The organism is Peribacillus sp. 05N428 (genome assembly GCF_056397085.1).
Window position 1 is genome coordinate 26,060 of sequence record NZ_JBFTMS010000013.1, and the last position, 16,852, is coordinate 42,911.

General features: G+C 36.5%; 9 protein-coding genes. 1 reads left to right on the forward strand and 8 read right to left on the reverse strand.

Annotated features, from left to right (window positions below):
* Nucleotides 1–52: 52 nt before the first annotated feature.
* Nucleotides 53–1,810 carry a sigma-54 interaction domain-containing protein gene (locus AC1DIV_RS14135; RefSeq protein ID WP_477576602.1) on the reverse strand — a complete coding sequence of 586 codons (1,758 nt, stop codon included), beginning with the start codon at nucleotides 1,808–1,810 and terminating at the stop codon, nucleotides 53–55.
* Nucleotides 1,811–2,149: 339 nt separating this feature from the next.
* Here AC1DIV_RS14135 and AC1DIV_RS14140 point away from each other — a divergent pair, with 339 nt between their 5' ends.
* On the forward strand, nucleotides 2,150–4,108 hold the full coding sequence (locus AC1DIV_RS14140; RefSeq protein ID WP_477576604.1) for an oxidoreductase: 1,959 nt from the start codon (nucleotides 2,150–2,152) through the stop codon (nucleotides 4,106–4,108).
* A 163-nt stretch (nucleotides 4,109–4,271) separates the two neighbouring features.
* Here the strand turns inward: AC1DIV_RS14140 and AC1DIV_RS14145 are convergent, their stop codons facing one another.
* From AC1DIV_RS14145 to AC1DIV_RS14175, 7 genes are all read right to left on the reverse strand, one after another.
* Nucleotides 4,272–5,330 (reverse strand): DUF4145 domain-containing protein, encoded by a 1,059-nt coding sequence (locus tag AC1DIV_RS14145; protein ID WP_477576606.1) that lies wholly within the window; start codon nucleotides 5,328–5,330, stop codon nucleotides 4,272–4,274.
* A 331-nt stretch (nucleotides 5,331–5,661) separates the two neighbouring features.
* On the reverse strand, nucleotides 5,662–8,115 hold the full coding sequence (locus tag AC1DIV_RS14150) for a DUF2357 domain-containing protein (protein ID WP_477576689.1): 2,454 nt from the start codon (nucleotides 8,113–8,115) through the stop codon (nucleotides 5,662–5,664).
* Nucleotides 8,087–10,639, reverse strand: a complete 2,553-nt coding sequence (locus tag AC1DIV_RS14155) for an MrcB family domain-containing protein (RefSeq protein ID WP_477576608.1) — start codon at nucleotides 10,637–10,639, stop codon at nucleotides 8,087–8,089. The genes AC1DIV_RS14150 and AC1DIV_RS14155 overlap by 29 nt, the downstream gene beginning before the upstream one ends.
* A gap of 183 nt (nucleotides 10,640–10,822) precedes the next feature.
* Nucleotides 10,823–11,203, reverse strand: a complete 381-nt coding sequence (locus tag AC1DIV_RS14160; RefSeq protein ID WP_289322633.1) for a hypothetical protein — start codon at nucleotides 11,201–11,203, stop codon at nucleotides 10,823–10,825.
* 157 nt (nucleotides 11,204–11,360) lie between these two features.
* Entirely contained in the window at nucleotides 11,361–12,164 is an 804-nt protein-coding gene (locus tag AC1DIV_RS14165) for a hypothetical protein (RefSeq protein WP_375563582.1), read from the reverse strand.
* A gap of 12 nt (nucleotides 12,165–12,176) precedes the next feature.
* The gene (locus tag AC1DIV_RS14170) at nucleotides 12,177–15,620 is read right to left on the reverse strand and encodes a hypothetical protein (RefSeq protein ID WP_477576610.1); all 3,444 of its coding nucleotides are present in this window, start codon (nucleotides 15,618–15,620) and stop codon (nucleotides 12,177–12,179) included.
* A complete protein-coding gene (locus tag AC1DIV_RS14175; RefSeq protein ID WP_477576612.1) occupies nucleotides 15,617–16,495 on the reverse strand; it encodes a DUF4007 family protein in 879 nt (292 codons plus the stop codon). Before AC1DIV_RS14175 ends, AC1DIV_RS14170 begins: the two co-directional genes overlap by 4 nt.
* Between the last annotated feature and the right edge of the window lie 357 nt (nucleotides 16,496–16,852).

The following is a 16,852-nucleotide window of genomic DNA, read 5'->3' on the forward strand; positions in this document are numbered from 1 at the left end:
TATCCATACCAAGTTTTTGAATATTCAGATTTTATTAGGGGTTAATTTATTATTAATCGTCATGATAGCTAAATTGGTATTTGCCCAGTTTGCGCATGATCGTCGTTTGGCTGACCTCCAGGGCCTTGGCCATTTTTCTGGTTGATTTATAGGTGGAAAGGGCCTGTGACAATAATTGTTTTTCCGTTTCCTCTAACGCTTTTTTCAAGGGAATGATTCCTGTTAAATTGACCAGTGCCGTATCTTTGTAGGTTAAATCGGAAGGCAAATCCTCTATCGTTACGATAGGCTTTCTAGCCGTCACGACGATTTGTTCTATTACATTTTCCAACTCCCGAACATTGCCCGGGTAATCCTGCAGCTGCAGAATTAACTTGGAATGATCATCAATCGTGATGGATTGACCGTATTTTTCATTGAATTTCTTCAGAAAATAATCGGTTAATAATAAGATATCTTCCTTCCGCTCACGCAGCTGCGGTATTTCCATGGGAACGACATGCAGCCGATAATATAGATCTTCGCGGAACTGATTATTCCTGATCATTTGCTTCAAGTCTTTATTCGTGGCGGAGATGATGCGAATATTCACCTTTTTCTCCTTCGTTCCACCCACCTTCATGAATTTTCTGTCCTGGACCAGATGGAGGATTTTCACTTGGATGTCGAGCGGCATTTCCCCGATTTCATCAAGAAACAATGTGCCGCCATCAGCACTCTCAACAAGCCCCTTTTTCCCGTGCTTATTAGCTCCCGTAAATGCACCGCTTTCGTAGCCAAATAGCTCGGACTCAATTAAAGCCGATGGAATCGCGCCGCAATTCACTTGAATGAAATTCTTATCCTTTCTGCTGCTGAGATCATGAATGACCCTTGCTAAAACCCCTTTTCCGACACCGGTTTCACCATGAATGAAGATGGAAGAATCCATCGGGGCGACTTTTTCAGCTAATTCCAAAACCTTTATCATCTTATTCGAATTTGTAATGAAGTTATTGAACGTAACGGTTCTCGAATTTTCATGCTGGGCCCGCTGGTTCCTAAGCTTCACTCTGTTCAATTGACTCTTCATCTCAACCAATTCCGTGATATCCCTGGAGTTCGAAACGATTCTATATAAGTTCCCCTCCTCATCAAAAATCGGCTTCGCTGTGCTGAATACCGTCAATCCATGCGGATAGGTTTGCTCCGCCGAATGGATCGCTTTCGTTTTCATCGTTTTTAATGTAACCGAATTGACGATCAATCCCTTTTCAACCAACTCATTAATGTTCTTATTAATAAAGGCCTCCGGCGGCAGCCCTGTAAGCTTCTTGCACGCCTCACTCACGAATAACGTATCCCCGTTCGCATCCGTCACGAATATTTCATCATAGCTGGAATGCAGGATTTGCGTGAGCTCCTTTACCTTCTTTCTTGTTACCTCCAGCTCTTTCTTTAGTGATTCATTTAGACTGATTAAGCTCTTCATCTTCTTTTTAAGCAGCATTTCCCTGACTTCGGAGATCGGATGGCAGCTATATTGGTTATCATTATGTTGAATCACAAAATCATAGGTGCTCATATCCTCTTCACTTAGCTTATCTAAATCATCAACGACGACAAACGATGAATTAAGATAAGCCGTGATTTCCTGATTTTGACCATCGCTATCCAATCTCTTCAAAAAGAAACCTTCATCCAATATGCCGAGGATCTCCAAGTGATTTTTCATGACAATAAAAGGTGAAGAATTAATCTTCAGCAAGGATTTTACATCCAAAATAGAAATATCGGAAAATACAATTAGTGATTCCTTTTTTACTTCCATCACATCACCCCATATTTTGATTGCGAACCGATTTTGTTACACTTTTTTATACGTTTAAAAGTAAGTGACCCTTTCATAAGCAACGAATGCCTCTATATCAACCAATCTAATGCTGAACCTTTTATGAATCACCGCTTTCCAAAAAAGGTTCAGTTATCTATATATAAAATACTATACTCATGAGCCATACCCTCTTTATCCAAGTAAAAAAACGAATATGAAACCACATTCCCCAAACGGCATGGTTATTGCATATTGAACCTGTATAGGGATAGGTAGGGGGCGAATGGATGCCCTCTATACTCTCATTCTATCTAACATTAGGGAGTGGTCATGTATATGGCACAATTCAAGAATCTGTTTACCCAATTAACGATCGGTTCTACTGATTTAAAAAACCGGATCTTAAGTACAGCACATCAAACAAATCATGTCACGGACGGAATCCCCACTTCGGATATGGTGGCCTATCATGAAGCCCGCGCTAAAGGGGGCGTCGGATTGATCATCCTTGAAGCGGCATCCGTACATCCATCCGGCATGCTTACGTCCAAAACGATTGCCGGATATGACCAAAGAATCGTCGATGCCTACAAAGAGCTTTCCGAAACGCTCCATAAGTATGGAACGAAGGTTTTCTCGCAGCTATTCCATGGCGGACGGGAAGTCGTATCGAGCGACTATCGAAATGCAGCATGGGCGCCATCGGCCGTTCCCAGCCTGCGCTTTGGCGTGATGCCAAAACCAATGAGCCTAGAGGATATTGAAGGAGTGATTGAAGGGTTCGCCCATTCAGCACAGCTGGCAAAGGAAGGCGGACTTGATGGAGTGGAAATTTGCTGTTCACACGGATATCTTCCTGCCCAGTTTTGGTCACAGCATACAAATAAACGCACCGATCACTATGGCGGGTCTTTTGAAAATCGGATGCAATTCATCGTGAAAATCTTGGAGAAGGTATGGGAAAGAGTCGGGGAAGACTTTACCGTTGGCATTCGCATGAGTTCAGATGAACTGACGATGGACGGGACCACGATGAAGGATTCCGTGCAAATCGTTGAATACCTCGCGGAGAAAGTCCGATTGGATTTCATCAATGTCACAGCCGGAGATTCAAGTACCTTCGAGGGATCAACCCATATCGTGCCGCCATCACCGATAAAGCATGCTTACTTATCACCACATGGATTCAAAATCAGGATGGCAGGAGCCGTACCGGTCTTTGTCGGTAATCGAATCGTCGACCCCGTTGAAGCTGAGCAGATCGTATCAACCGGAAAAGCCGATGTCGTCGGAATGACCAGGGCCTTAATCGTCGACCCAGACATGCCCAACAAAGCAAAAAGCGGCGACCTGCAAGCAATCGATGCATGCATCGGCTGTTTACAAGCCTGTATCGGTCACTATCATAAAGGACTGCCAATTGGCTGTGTCCAAAACCCAACAACAGGTAAAGAGGCATGGATATTGCCAGAATTAAAGAAACAAAGAAACAAACAGAATGTCCTCGTCATCGGCGCAGGACCTGGCGGATTACAGGCAGCCATAACCGCGGATTCACTAGGTCATTCCGTTACACTAATCGATCAAAGCAAATACATCGGCGGCCTGCTTCGCACCATGCGCAAAGCACCGATGAGGCATGAACTCGCAGAATCTATGCTCGATAACTACTCCCGGAAACTGATGAGAAGCAATATAAATGTGCAATTAGGTAAAACAGCCACCGCCCAGGAAATATCCGAATCAAAACCGGACGCCATCATATGTGCAACCGGCTCACGGCCCTATACACCAGCCATCGAAGGAATCGATGACCCACGAATCATCATGAGTGATGACCTCTACAGCTCAAACAAAAAAGTCGGGGAAAACGTACTCGTATTCGACTTTGGCGGCGACTGGCCCGGCATGGAAGCAGCCATCTACCTAGCCGAAAAAGGACATGGAGTCACACTCATATCATCACGACTGCACATCGGTGAAACCGTCCACCAATATCTCAGGAACGAATACCTAAAAAAACTATACAACCTAAACGTCACACTCCTACCCCATTACGACATCGGGGCAATCAAAAAAGATCACGTCATCATCCGGAACCTATTCACCCAACAAAAACAAGAACTAACCAACTGGGACTCCATCGTCCTCTCCCTTGGCCGCATACCCAACACAGAACTATTCGAAGAAATGAAAGGCCATGCGCCTATTGTGAAACAGATTGGGGATTGCCTTGGTCCGCGGACGATAGAGGAAGCAACGCATGAGGGGATGATGAGTGTTATTAGTTTATAGGGGGGAGAGACATTCCTTGGGGGGATGTCTCTTTCTTGATCATATAGGTCTGGCACGACTGGCTCATTGACTTTAATCTTCTTATCTAACTCTGTGTATAAAAGAAGGCTGCCATTATAATTTCCGGAGCACTCTGTCTCTGTTAAGTAATTATGAAAGACTCCTATATTAAACTATCATTTAAACTCCTTAAAAAGGCATCTAATTCTTCTTCTGTTTTAAATTTAAAAGAATACCCATAATTTATTGGAGTTTGTCCTTTATTTAATTTCTTAGGAAATTGTTTTAAGGCAGTACTATGGTATTTACCATTACTTTTAAAATTCAAATTATTTTCGACAGTATTTGGATCCAATACAATACTTATTTCTTTATTAGTAAGTAAGTATAATACTTCTCCATTTTTTATACTTTTAAATTCTGTAGCCTTACTGGTTGCCTTTTTAAAATTAAAAGTATTTCTTTTAAAAACCCTATATAATATCGCCATTTCTTCACTTATTGTCATTTTATCTTCTTCATTTAATTCGATTTGCTTTACTCCCAATACTTGTTGATTTTCTTGAGAGGATGCCAGAATTTCTTTTTCAGCGGTTGCAGCTATTTCCAATTGCTGCGGGCTGACGGCTTCAGTTATAGCTGCCTCAGTTTGCACCCGTTTCTTTTCCTCTTTTATAGCTTCCAACTGACGTTGAACCTCCAACCACATCTCATCCATCTTTTGCATAGTCTGATCTACATATGGTTTGATTAAGACATCTAAATCCTTCGCTTCTAATGGATTAGTAGTTTCTTGAGCCGTCTTAATAGGCAGCTTGTAAATAGGTTCTTCAAAATCATAGCTTACGTATACTTGCATATACCAAACACTGATCTCAAATAGAAATTTGTGAACCTGAAGCACATCAGTAATGTTCACTTCTTTTATATCATGTGCCGCTTTATTTCCTTTCTTTCTGATCCATTCTAATTTCAAATAAATATCTTCTTCAACCGCATTCTGACGATATAATTTATGTATTCGTTCTGAGTGCTTGAGCGGATAGATATCCTCAAAACCCTCTTCTTTGCTAATAATTTTAACCAACTGTTCTGTAAATAAACGAGCCTGTATCAATGACGCAAGCGGTTGATCCAACAGCTGATTTTCAATACGGCAAACAAGCTCGAATAACTCACTTGAAAATTGACCAACGAACTCAAATAAAGAATGATTATGCATATTTACCCCTCCTGTGGCCTTACTTTTCAAACATGATACCTATTCATTTTTTAATCTAGTCTTATGTGAAATACCATTTGATTTTACCATATCTTCAAAAACGATAATGACAATATACTTTCAATTTCACCTTATATTTCTTTAAAATAGAATGTTAAGATCCTTCTTCTTCCAAAGTATTTACCTGCCATCTCATCAGTTAAATAAGTGAGAATTTTTATATATTAATATCCTCATTTATAAATAAAAGAAGCCCTCTCCACAAATCAAATGGGTTAGGCTCCTTCACAATGTGCTGATTTTTGCAGTAGCTTTACAACTGTATAGTGGTTCAAAGTAAACCAAGAACTTCTCTTAATACTTTAGAAGGCTGATGAATTAATAAATCTGTACACAATACTCGTTCTTGACTATCATTTCTAATGGATAAGGTTTGTTTCTCTTTGTTCAAATGGATTTCGATTCCTTTAAAAGAAAAAGTCACTACTCCTAAGGCTTCGTCCAAAACCTTGTTATCCAGGTTAATCTCTATCTGATCTGAAATCCTTCTCAGCATCCTCCAAAGTGTGGTTTCCTGCTTGTTTTTCATGTACAGCTCAGGCAGCTCTTTCGCCTCGTTTAGTATTGAAAGAGTTGTCATCATATACGTTGCTATGCCATATTTCACAGGACGGATAACCTGCTTTGTATTCTTCCAAACCTCCACAAAGAAACGGACAGTATCTTCTTCAGTAGCAATTCGCTTGATTTCTCCATACTCTCTAACACCGTTCTCCCCAAGCCCTGAAGTCATATAAAGTGCGACATATTTTGCTTCTTGCCAGCCCTTTTTTAGGCTATTAACAGGGATCTGATAGTAGCCCTGCTGAATAAAGTCTCGATAAATTGCTTCGTTCGAAACCGTTCCGACAAGTACTTTTTCTTCTAATGTTGATTCCCATTCCTCTTTCGTTCCCCTAGGTAATATCCCTTCACGCTGTATTTCCTCAGGACTTTTTTCAATGAGGCACTCTATGAATCGCTCGACCATATAGGTAGCGTTTGGTAAAAACGGCAACCCACCAATATTAACTTGATCTATACTTTTATAAAAATGATGGTCTTCATAATTTTGCTCATCTGACCAAGGAAATAACACATACGCTCCAAAGGCAGTCCGCTCATATGGACCATTACTCATGGTAACGAGTGAATCCCTATAGCGGTGCATCGTATTAATATCGTCTTCCACCGGTCCCGGCGTTTTATAACGGGATTGATAATAGCTTTCAGGTTGCGCATAATCAATTCGGTATTTGGCATCAAATACATAATTATAGCGTTGATTCTTGCCTTTTTTCTCAATCGTCAACATCGAGTCAGGCTTTTGAGGAATGGTCGGTAAATCTTTCTCATATTTTTGATAGATTAGTTCAATCTTTTCCTTAGTTACTGGGTGCTCAAAGACTCGTTTAGCAGTTCGGTTCGCCTCTAAATTCACAAACAGCCCATCACGGTTTACACTGACAATATCCTGACTCAACAGGGTATATTTACTGCTCAAAATTTGTCCTAGCTTTAAAAAAGTCCAGTATTCATATAAAGTAGCGACATCCTTAACAGACATTTGATAAAGCTTTCCTTGCAGCATAAGGCCTTTTGAGACAGTTAAATAAATTTGAAAGGCATCACGATAACCTGGTGCCATTTGCAGGACCAAACTCATTACCGATCGATCAAGTCTGCCAATCGAGCGCCAAAAGACATTGTTCTTCCTTGACTCAAGCTGCTGTTTCATTTGATTCAGCCGTAACAGAAGTTCCGCATCAGGTTCTTCCTTCCAACGCTTATTCTTATTCATTAAAGCGCCCAACAAATCATCAAACTTATGAATCAGCCTGTCCATCATCCATTTCACATAACGATTTTCCATCGTATCGTAACGCAGCTCTTTTTTAGGCTTAACCCCTTCACGCGGCATCATCGTTTTCCCATGGATTCTAATTCCATTCTCCACTTCCATAAAAGACTGACTCCGTTTTTGCAAATACTTCCGTGTATAAGAATCAGTCTTGCTGAGTTGATCGCCGCGCGCTTTTACATATGATGTTTCTAATATATGATGCGGCTGCCTCTCGATTCGATTTACAGCCTGAATAAACTGCTTAAAATGCTTCGTCATCAAACGATAGAATTCAGCCCTGCTTGGCTTGCCTTCAAGCTTGATGTTTGCCCCTAAATACGTTTTCCGGATAAAGTGAAAAGCCAAGTTATAAATCTCATCATTCACTTCCTCAAGCAGCTGTCGATAATCTTTCTGATAATCCAATTTAACCGGAAAGATTTCAAGTGTGACTTCCAATAAAGTTTGTGCACCTGAACGAACTTCAAAAGTCGTATACCCTACCTCATTTTGAAATTGGAGATTCCCTGTTAAAAGCGACATTCCACTCAATTCGATACGAGATATTGCCTGTCGTAATATAGGATGTTCATGGTAAAAGCCCAGTTCTTGATTTTGTTTTGAAATTATTAGCACTTGATAGGTCCCATTTTCAAAGAAAATCGGCCGCACCTGCTGGGAAACAGTTAACTTTCCTGATTCAATATCATAGACTTCAACACTTTGAACGTCTTCTCCTGAAACAGAAAATTGCATGACATCATGATAATCCATCTTACGATACTGCTTTAGCCCCTCATATCGGTGATGATATGGCTTTCCCTTAATCACCAATGAAAATGCTTCTGCCTCTATTTTGACCAAGTCGACATCATCAGGAGATCCAGAAGGATGTGAAGCCATCATCTCGTAACCTCCTAAGCATCTCTACTACTTTAGCGGTACTTTTTGGATATCTCGCCGTACGTATACTGATTTCATTACTTTCCTCATCATCGATATATTCTTTTGTAGTAAACAAACGATATAAACCCTCTAATAGCCTTTCTACCCGGGTATCACTGCCTGAAATACGCGGCAGGATCTTTTGTAAAATACAATGATCAAATGCAATCTCAAAACTCATCAATTCACTGTCTTCGTTATAAGCAAGATAAAAACATATCTCATCCCGAACCCGATAACCGATATGGGCATTGGTTAGCTGCAAGGATTTATTGATATCTTCCAATTCAGCGGTAACCTTTTTAACAAGCTCCTGATTCCCCAAATAAAGATCCTTCAAGTGCAAATATTTGGACCTGAACATATTATCCTGAACCAATTTTGGTTCCACTTCCACCTGCTCTTCCAGAAATACAAGATTCGATAATTCCACCCGGTTGAACTCAATCGTATTAGCCCGGTCGAGCACCTTTTTACTAAAAGGATGTGTCGTTTCATCCATATTGACCGTCCCAATAACATAAAGGTTCACAGGCAGCCTAATATCCCGCTTAGACATTTCCGCAGAAAGAAGGGCAGACGTAACCATCTTCCCATTCTCCCTCTTACGGCTCTCCATCACGCTCAACACATCGCTAAAATAATGCTCCACCCGTGCTAAATTCATCTCATCCAACAATACAAAATAAGGATCATCCGGATTCTGTTCCGCTTTTTCAATCACAGTTGTAAACGGACCTGGCTTAAAGTCTCCCTTAATATCCACATACCCAAGCAAATCCGAACCATCATTCCAATCAGGACGAATCGGAATCAATGCAAACTGTCCATTCTCCTCAGTAGCCCCCACGCTCTCCGCAAACCACTGAACAATCTTTGTCTTCCCTGTACCAGAAATACCGGAAAGGATAACAAATGGCTTTGTTTTCAGAGAAAGGAACAAATTGGTGACTTCTTCTTTGGTGTAGAAAAAACCTTTGGCTGCAATGTAAGCATGGATGTGGTTGATTAGATCTTTGTTACTCGCTAACCATTTTTCTTTTTCATATGTAATCTCATTACCCGGATCTGGGTTATATAAAGGATCTATAAGTGGAGAACTTTTAAATGCTATATACTCTTCATAATAACCGACCATCATTTTAAGATCTTGAACAAGCTCCGTTTCCGAAGGTAGGTCACCTAAGTTATATTCAATATAAGCTGCAGTCGAATCTGCATATTGTTTTGCTTTATTGCTATCTCCTATAAACATGTTATCATCTTTTTTCACTGAAGAATCCATTGTGATATGACCACGAATGTCCTTTTTGATTCTCAACATATCTTCTTTAGACGTTTCCGTAACGCCTTGACTAAAAGACAAATAAAGTCGCTTCATATCTTCACTAAAAAGGTAAACTAAGTAATACCCTCTTTGTGTAGAGTTCGTTACCTCATTATTTAAAATAGAAATCCACGGAACTGTTGCCCAATTACCTTTACCAGCAGAAGCTGCAACGGAATAGTTTTTATCATCAAGAAACGATAACTTACTCATCTCCTTTGGTACATCGTGTCTTATAAAGCTAGCAAAAGCATTTCCACCAAAACTCCCACTTTTTGCTGTTAGATATTCACTCGATATTTTCAGAAAATACTCTCGTAGTTTACTGTCCACTTTTTGCAACTCCTCATTAATAGGTATCCAATTTTGATCGACTAATTGAAGATTTTCAAGCCATGATAGTAGGTTATTTGTTCTTTTCTCGGCAACAGATTCAAGCATTAAGTTATCACCTTTAGAATTCCGAACTATTAACATACCTATCTCAATAAGAGCTGTTCTTTTTTCAACTTTAGAAAACCTTTTCATAATACTTAAGCACTCTAATGCAACTTGAAAATAATCTTGCATCAATACCAATTTTTCAAGGTATTGTTTTTTATTCTTACTAGTTAAGTACTCACTCATATGAGTTTGACTTATTTTATTTTTCTCGTTTATCAAACCTATTAATCTTAAGTCTTGGCGACAGCGAGACTTAAGATGATATATACTTCCGCTTATTTGTTCACTTAATGTAGACGGGTCATATTTGCCGTTATACACTTCATCAAGGAAAATCTCAAAGTTTTCATAATTATCGGCAGGTAACTGGTCTGTTTTAAATTCTCGTAGTTTTATAGCTGGCTCCTCAGCTAAATGGATTACTTCAACAAAGGGAAGCTTAGATATGAGAGTCATATTTAATATAGAAAAATCTTTGGTCAAAACAAAGTCCGAAGGAGAAGCAGTTCTTACTGAAACAAACTCATACCAAGCTTTTAATATAGTATTGAAAGGGATTTGTAGATCCCGCTCTTTCCCTCCATCGAATTTATTGACTGTAATATCTATTACATTTTGGTTGATGCTTTTTATGTAAATAATTTTTGAACTTAATGTATTTACTTGTTTTATGTCTTTTATTAATTCTATTAGTATTTTCTCAATAACCATAATTATCCCCTCACAATTCTCTATCACTCTAAATTTTATCTCCTATTAATAGTACTATACCTTACTTAGAATAATCATTTGTCTATTTGAAAAAAGCGAGCTATGAATGATGAATCAAAACATTATTCTGAGAGAATACTCCTTGAATTATTTATACAAATATAAATTATTTCAGGTTAAGATTCATTTTATATAACACCTATTATTTAAACAAAGACATAAATCTGATTTGTGAATTGGGTTTAATGATTTTAAATCGACAAAGTAATCAGTTTTATATGGATCATAAAAAATCGGTCTATATTCAGATGTTAAATTACATTCTTCATCAGAATAAGTTCCAATTACATAAGCATGAACCCTTTTGTGAAGAGTGTTTCTGACTCTTTCTTGTCCCTTTTTGTATACTTTAAAATCAACGTCATGTAGGATAAATCCATCTCCATGAGCAATGACTATTTTGGTCTTTAAATCTTGAATAGAGAAGGTTCCTGTGTGTAAATTCCGATATACTCTTATTTTTTGTCCTATTTCTAGAACATGACCATTCTTTACATATAACATATTAACACCCTTGCAGATAGATTTTATATCTGGTTATGTATTATTATTTATTCCCATTATATGTATGACTTATTCAAATGGTGAGTACAATAAAAAACCATGATTTACTCAATCATGGTTTTTTACTTTAATATCGTTTACAACAGTACCTTAATTGTTATGAGAAAGAACAAACACATGGAACTGTTTCATCTTTTGTTTTCAAGAATTTTTCTACACCTTCTCTATCCATTTGCTCTCTATATTCCCTTAATGTAAAGGGTCCTCCATCTTTTTTCAAGATAGACACGTTCTTTTCAAAGTTCTTACGAAAGTTCTCTTCCATTTCTTCTTGTAAAGCATATCTATCCGGCCAAATTTTGTATAATTGTGCGTAATGTTGATAACCGCCCCTTACACAGCGGCCTCCACAATTTGCATGTGAAAAGCCCATTTCATACATTCTTGGTAATTTTATTCGCCATTCTCCTTCAATTATACCTTTAGCATCAATATCTTCTCTAAAGGTTTCAATCATAGGAAACCTAGTCTCAATAGGTTCAAGGGGACGGTGGCTATAAAATTCCTTCAAATTATCCGCTCGATGAGACTCATGAGGACCAATTCCAAAGTAAAGGATCGGTTCCAAGTTATGTTGATCCCTCAGCTCTTCTAAGAAAACAATAGTTTGATAGACTTTTAGCTCTTCTGAACATTTCGCCAACCTTGAATTTCCCAAAAATCTATAGTCATAAAAAACTTCTTCTGGAGTTCTACCATCTATTCGTTCAGTTATTTCAAGTCCAATATAGTCAGAAACCTCATCCATAAATCTATAATTATCGTCATCTTCCCACAATGTATTAGTAAAAAAAAGTATACAATTTTCTTTCCCATGCGCTTGTACCATTTGATAAGCAACATAGGCGCTTGCAGCGCCCCCGCTAAACATAGCTACATGTACTGGTTTTCTATCCAACACAAGTCACCTTCTCTATTCTACAAATTGATCAAACAAACTATAAACAAGATACTCTACTTCCTCTTTTGGTACATTACGTCCTGCATTACGAATCATCCGCTCAACATTTTTATAAATTGTTTCGGACTTTGTTGATAAACTTACTTTATTAAGAGTCTTTACTATTCCATTATATTGGATCTCTATTTGATTACCAGTATTTAGATTGTGAGTGGATGTGTCCTGGAAATCCGATTTAATTTGTCTAAGAAACATTTCTGTAGTGATATCAGACCAATTGGATAGTTCAATACCTAAGTAAGAGTAGGCAAACTCTTCAATCCAATTCTCTAATTGATCTAAATTAATTATACTTTTTACAAATTTATTTTTCTTCCTTACTTCTCCATTATTGTCCTGTGCCCATGAATGTAGTTGATCAAATGAGACTACACCTACTATTTTAAAAACTTCATGACATAGGACTTTCTTAAATTCCGTATAAGCCACTTCTATTTTTTTCTTTTCCATTAAAAGTACGTCAATATTATTATTATATCTCTCATATAACTTCCTAAAAGTTTCTTGAGGATTTATCTCGCTTTTTCTAATAATTTCTTTTAACCACAATATATTCTCATTAAGCTTCGATGTAGTTTGAGTATATCTTGGTAGACTTCTAAGCCAAGAAAGCATTGCGTTATTCAAACGAATAAATTTAGGCTTGTTCTTAATTAAATCATTCTCATAATGACTAAAAGTATTTTCTAATGATAAGAAGAACTCTTCGTATTGCTGATCAAATTTATAATAAACATATTCATATTCATTAGCTTCCTCAAACATTTTATATAAAATTTCGCTTGTTATCCCAGCTATATACATATCATTTCTATAGAACATCAACTGATCCCATCTATCTCTCAATAACGAAACAACAAATATAGGAATTAAAGGGGCCCTAATCCCAAAAGGTTCTCTTTGTAAAATATTCGAGAGATCGCTTAGACTACTAGTTGGATTTCTCTCTAAATAATTTACCAATCTTCCCCTTAGCTCTTTTAATTCAATAGAACCTATACTATCTAAACTTCCTATATCAAAATTGTTGTTTTTAAATACCGTGGCATAGATTAAATAATCTGGCCCTTGCCCTTCTATAGAAAGACAAGGTTCAGTGCAATTATTGATCACTTTATCTAAGACGGTGTATCCTGCTTTACGCTGCATGGTATTAATTTTTCTTCTATTAAACGAATCATTTCTGACTTCTGGGGTTAGTTTATAATTTTCGAACATAATATTACTTAACAATTTCTCTAAAGCAATTTCACTGTGAAGAGACATCTCATCGTTCTTATAGAGCCACAAACAATCAGAACTATAGCTTGTATACTTATCAATAAAATCCCTGATTGAGAACTCAAGATCCTCTTTCCATAATATCAATTCTTCTTTTAAATATTTATCCTCCTTTAATAATTCAACATCATTAAGTAATTCATTAACTACTACAAGCTCTGTAACTTGTTCATCTATTGGTGAATAAGAGTATTTAGAAATACAGTAAATAAAATATTCTTCACTAGGATCCTTTAATTTTTCTTTGACATATTCCAGATCATTTAAGGATTCTAGTATGATATAAAAAACTATAGCATCTGATTTTTTAATCTCTTTATATTTTTCTCTCCAGCCTTCATTCTGTAAAATTTCTGAGCTAAATAGAAACTCTATTTCGGCATACCGAGTCATGCTTTTTTCATCATTATAATCATTCGATAAGAAGAATCGTTTAGTTAATAAGCTTTTTAAAATCGATTCTCTTAAATTGCGATTAAGTTTGATAAAAGGCCGTCTTTCTTTTATAAGTTCTTCAATAAAGAATGAACTACCCTCTATTAACTCCCAATACCCCAGTACTCTATTAAATCTAATCGCTTTTATAGATGATAACTTTGTAAGAACATTGGTTAATTCAGTTCGTGTTTTATTCAAAGCAAATTGTAAAAAGTCTGTCGTCAACTTGAATTTAGATTGTAAGCCTGCCATTTCCCATAGCGTAATGAATTTTATTACATCCAAATTATTCTCATCTTCTAGTAATGAGGGAGCTTTATGAATGATGCTTTTGTATATCTTCATTGCTTCATAGCCATCACTACTAGTATCTACTTCATGTAAGGAAGGGAAAAAGTAATTAAATAAATGGGATGGAAGATAGTATCCGTCATTTTTATTGAGATGATTAGTTAGTCCACCGGTTTCACTACTTTCTAAAAATGTGAATAACGTTCTTTCATTTTGACCAAAGAAACTAGATAAATATGGCAATAAATATAGGGTCACTGGATGTATTGGATACGTTCCTTCAATAATGATCTTTTCAACTTCTTGTTGATTCAATTCTGGAAATAAAGGGTATTTTCTTAATTTGTCGATCAAATCCGGTATGTTCTCACTTTTATTAAGCCTATTCATGTTTACATCATTAAGGTAGCTATCTGTAATTCTAATGAAAGTGAAACGATCGCTTTCTACATAGTAGGTCCTAAATCGCTTTTCAATTCTTTGAAATTCATTCTTATATTCTTCATTTAACAAACCTAAATATTGTGCTAAATTACGATGTGTAATTAAGAGTAAATGCAAATTATCTGCTGTATTATTAGTCAATTCAGCAAGATCTTGTAAATCCTGCATAGTTTCATGAACAAGATGTGGCTCGATTGTTTGTAGCATTCTTCCAAACTCATCATAGGCAATCAATAAACCAATATTTTTTTTCTTTAATTCATATAGGACAAACTTAATTTGATCAATAAAAGATTCCTTATAATCCACAACAAACTCAGAACCAGAAGTTAATGAAGGGAATAATTCAATAAACCAATTAATTTCTTCTTTCTCTTGGTTTAGTACTCCCAATCTCCATGTATCTATATCTTTTCCATTATCTTTTAGGATTTTTTTAAAAGCCCGATATGTTGAAGGAAACTCCTGAGACCATAAATCAATAGTTTGAATGATTTTCCCGTTTTGCCCTGGAAGAGTAATATCAATCTTATTTTCATTAATTGTTCTTATGATTGAACTCAAAACGGACTGTCTAAATCTCCCTTCATTCCCGTTCAGAGCAACTGTTAAATATTTTGTATCTATATTATTAACCTCATGCAATTCATCAAAGATATCGTCATGGACCTTATTGAATTTCTTTGATAATGCACTGAAAGTTCTCTTATCAACTTTCTTTGATACAAGCCCCGCTACAATGGTAGCAATTAGTGATTTACCCGTTCCATAAGGACCGATAATAATATGAGATCTAATTTCTTTTCCAGTGAAACCCCCTAAGAGGCCTAATAAAGATTCGGCGTGAGAGGGTGTAGGTAGATACCGATTTATAAATTCCTTTTTACCTAAGTCGAATTTTATATTAACGCTTGTTTTAAATGGAGCCTCTTTTACTATCATTTAATTACTTCCACCTTTCGGCTATACTCTTCTTGTAAAAAGTGCTGTGGAGTAATATTTGGGATTCTAATTAAATCTAAATTGTTCGTTCGAATAAAACTTACCGGAAACTTTGGAAGTAAAGTTAATTGATTCAAAGCATTCACTATTGAACTTCTGCTAATATTGAAAGTTTTCCCCCATAGGCCAATAGAATTTACTAAATCATCCACACTGACAGTATCTACATCATTGTGAGATTTATAATCCAATAAGACATACATTAAAGCAGTTAGACCAATATGATTATAATTAGACGCCTTTTTGTAAATAACTCCTTTTTTCTCTTCCACTAACCCGAGTTTATGCAAGGGACTTTGAATGACTTCTTCAGGGTCGTTCACATTTTGTCCCGCCGTATATAGCCTAACTAGACAATCAATATCACGTTTTAATGATTTCTCTGAAACGGTCTTTTTTTCTGTATCCTTGACCCATTTTATGAGCTCATTTAGAAGATTGTCTTTAGTTGAAACCGTTTCTTTGTATATATTAAAATACCAATACCAAGTAGAAGAAGGCTCAATATCCTTAACCAATTGATAATGTAAAATGGATGCTGTTTCTGGATATTTTATGAATTTATCGTATTCAAAAACTAATTTACCAAGTTCAGTTATATGATGCATTTTCTTTCTATCAGCAGTATATACTTCTGAAACAACACCTGTTGCAACAACCCAATAACGTAGAGATTGAACCATATTTTTACCAAGTCCAATTTTTTCAAAAGCATCTTTATCATAGAAAAATCTTTCATCAGTAGTCAAATGTTTAATACCCTTGTTTAACCATCTATCCCTTAAATAAAAGCTTTGATGTTGCCCATATGCCATATCTCATCTAACGCCTTTCTGATTTTCACTGGAGAACGATTTCCAGTGATTGATTTGTTGCAAAGAAGACATCTAGAATAAATCTAGATGTTCTCACCGTCTATTTCTTTATAAAGTAACTTAATAACACTTCTTCTTATGTATACTCATCGTATATTTTTGAATGATTAGGCAATAAAACCCAAGATTACATAAAAAAGTATTAATTACCATTCCATACCTATATCACCTTTTTTACTAAAAAATAGATATATTTTTAATTTAACCAAACTTCTGATATATTTTCACTGTGAATAAATACCATGAATCTATAAGACTTTCTTTTTTTTTGATTTATCAAGAAGGAAATCCATACAA

Excerpts from the sequence above, each read along its gene's own strand:
- AC1DIV_RS14155 (WP_477576608.1), bottom strand. The coding sequence starts at position 10,639 with ATGGTTATTGAGAAAATACTAATAGAATTAATAAAAGACATAAAACAA.
- AC1DIV_RS14160 (WP_289322633.1), bottom strand. The coding sequence starts at position 11,203 with ATGTTATATGTAAAGAATGGTCATGTTCTAGAAATAGGACAAAAAATA.
- AC1DIV_RS14175 (WP_477576612.1), bottom strand. The coding sequence starts at position 16,495 with ATGGCATATGGGCAACATCAAAGCTTTTATTTAAGGGATAGATGGTTA.
- AC1DIV_RS14170 (WP_477576610.1), bottom strand. The coding sequence starts at position 15,620 with ATGATAGTAAAAGAGGCTCCATTTAAAACAAGCGTTAATATAAAATTC.
- AC1DIV_RS14150 (WP_477576689.1), bottom strand. The coding sequence starts at position 8,115 with ATGGCTTCACATCCTTCTGGATCTCCTGATGATGTCGACTTGGTCAAA.
- AC1DIV_RS14140 (WP_477576604.1), top strand. The coding sequence starts at position 2,150 with ATGGCACAATTCAAGAATCTGTTTACCCAATTAACGATCGGTTCTACT.
- AC1DIV_RS14145 (WP_477576606.1), bottom strand. The coding sequence starts at position 5,330 with ATGCATAATCATTCTTTATTTGAGTTCGTTGGTCAATTTTCAAGTGAG.
- AC1DIV_RS14135 (WP_477576602.1), bottom strand. The coding sequence starts at position 1,810 with ATGGAAGTAAAAAAGGAATCACTAATTGTATTTTCCGATATTTCTATT.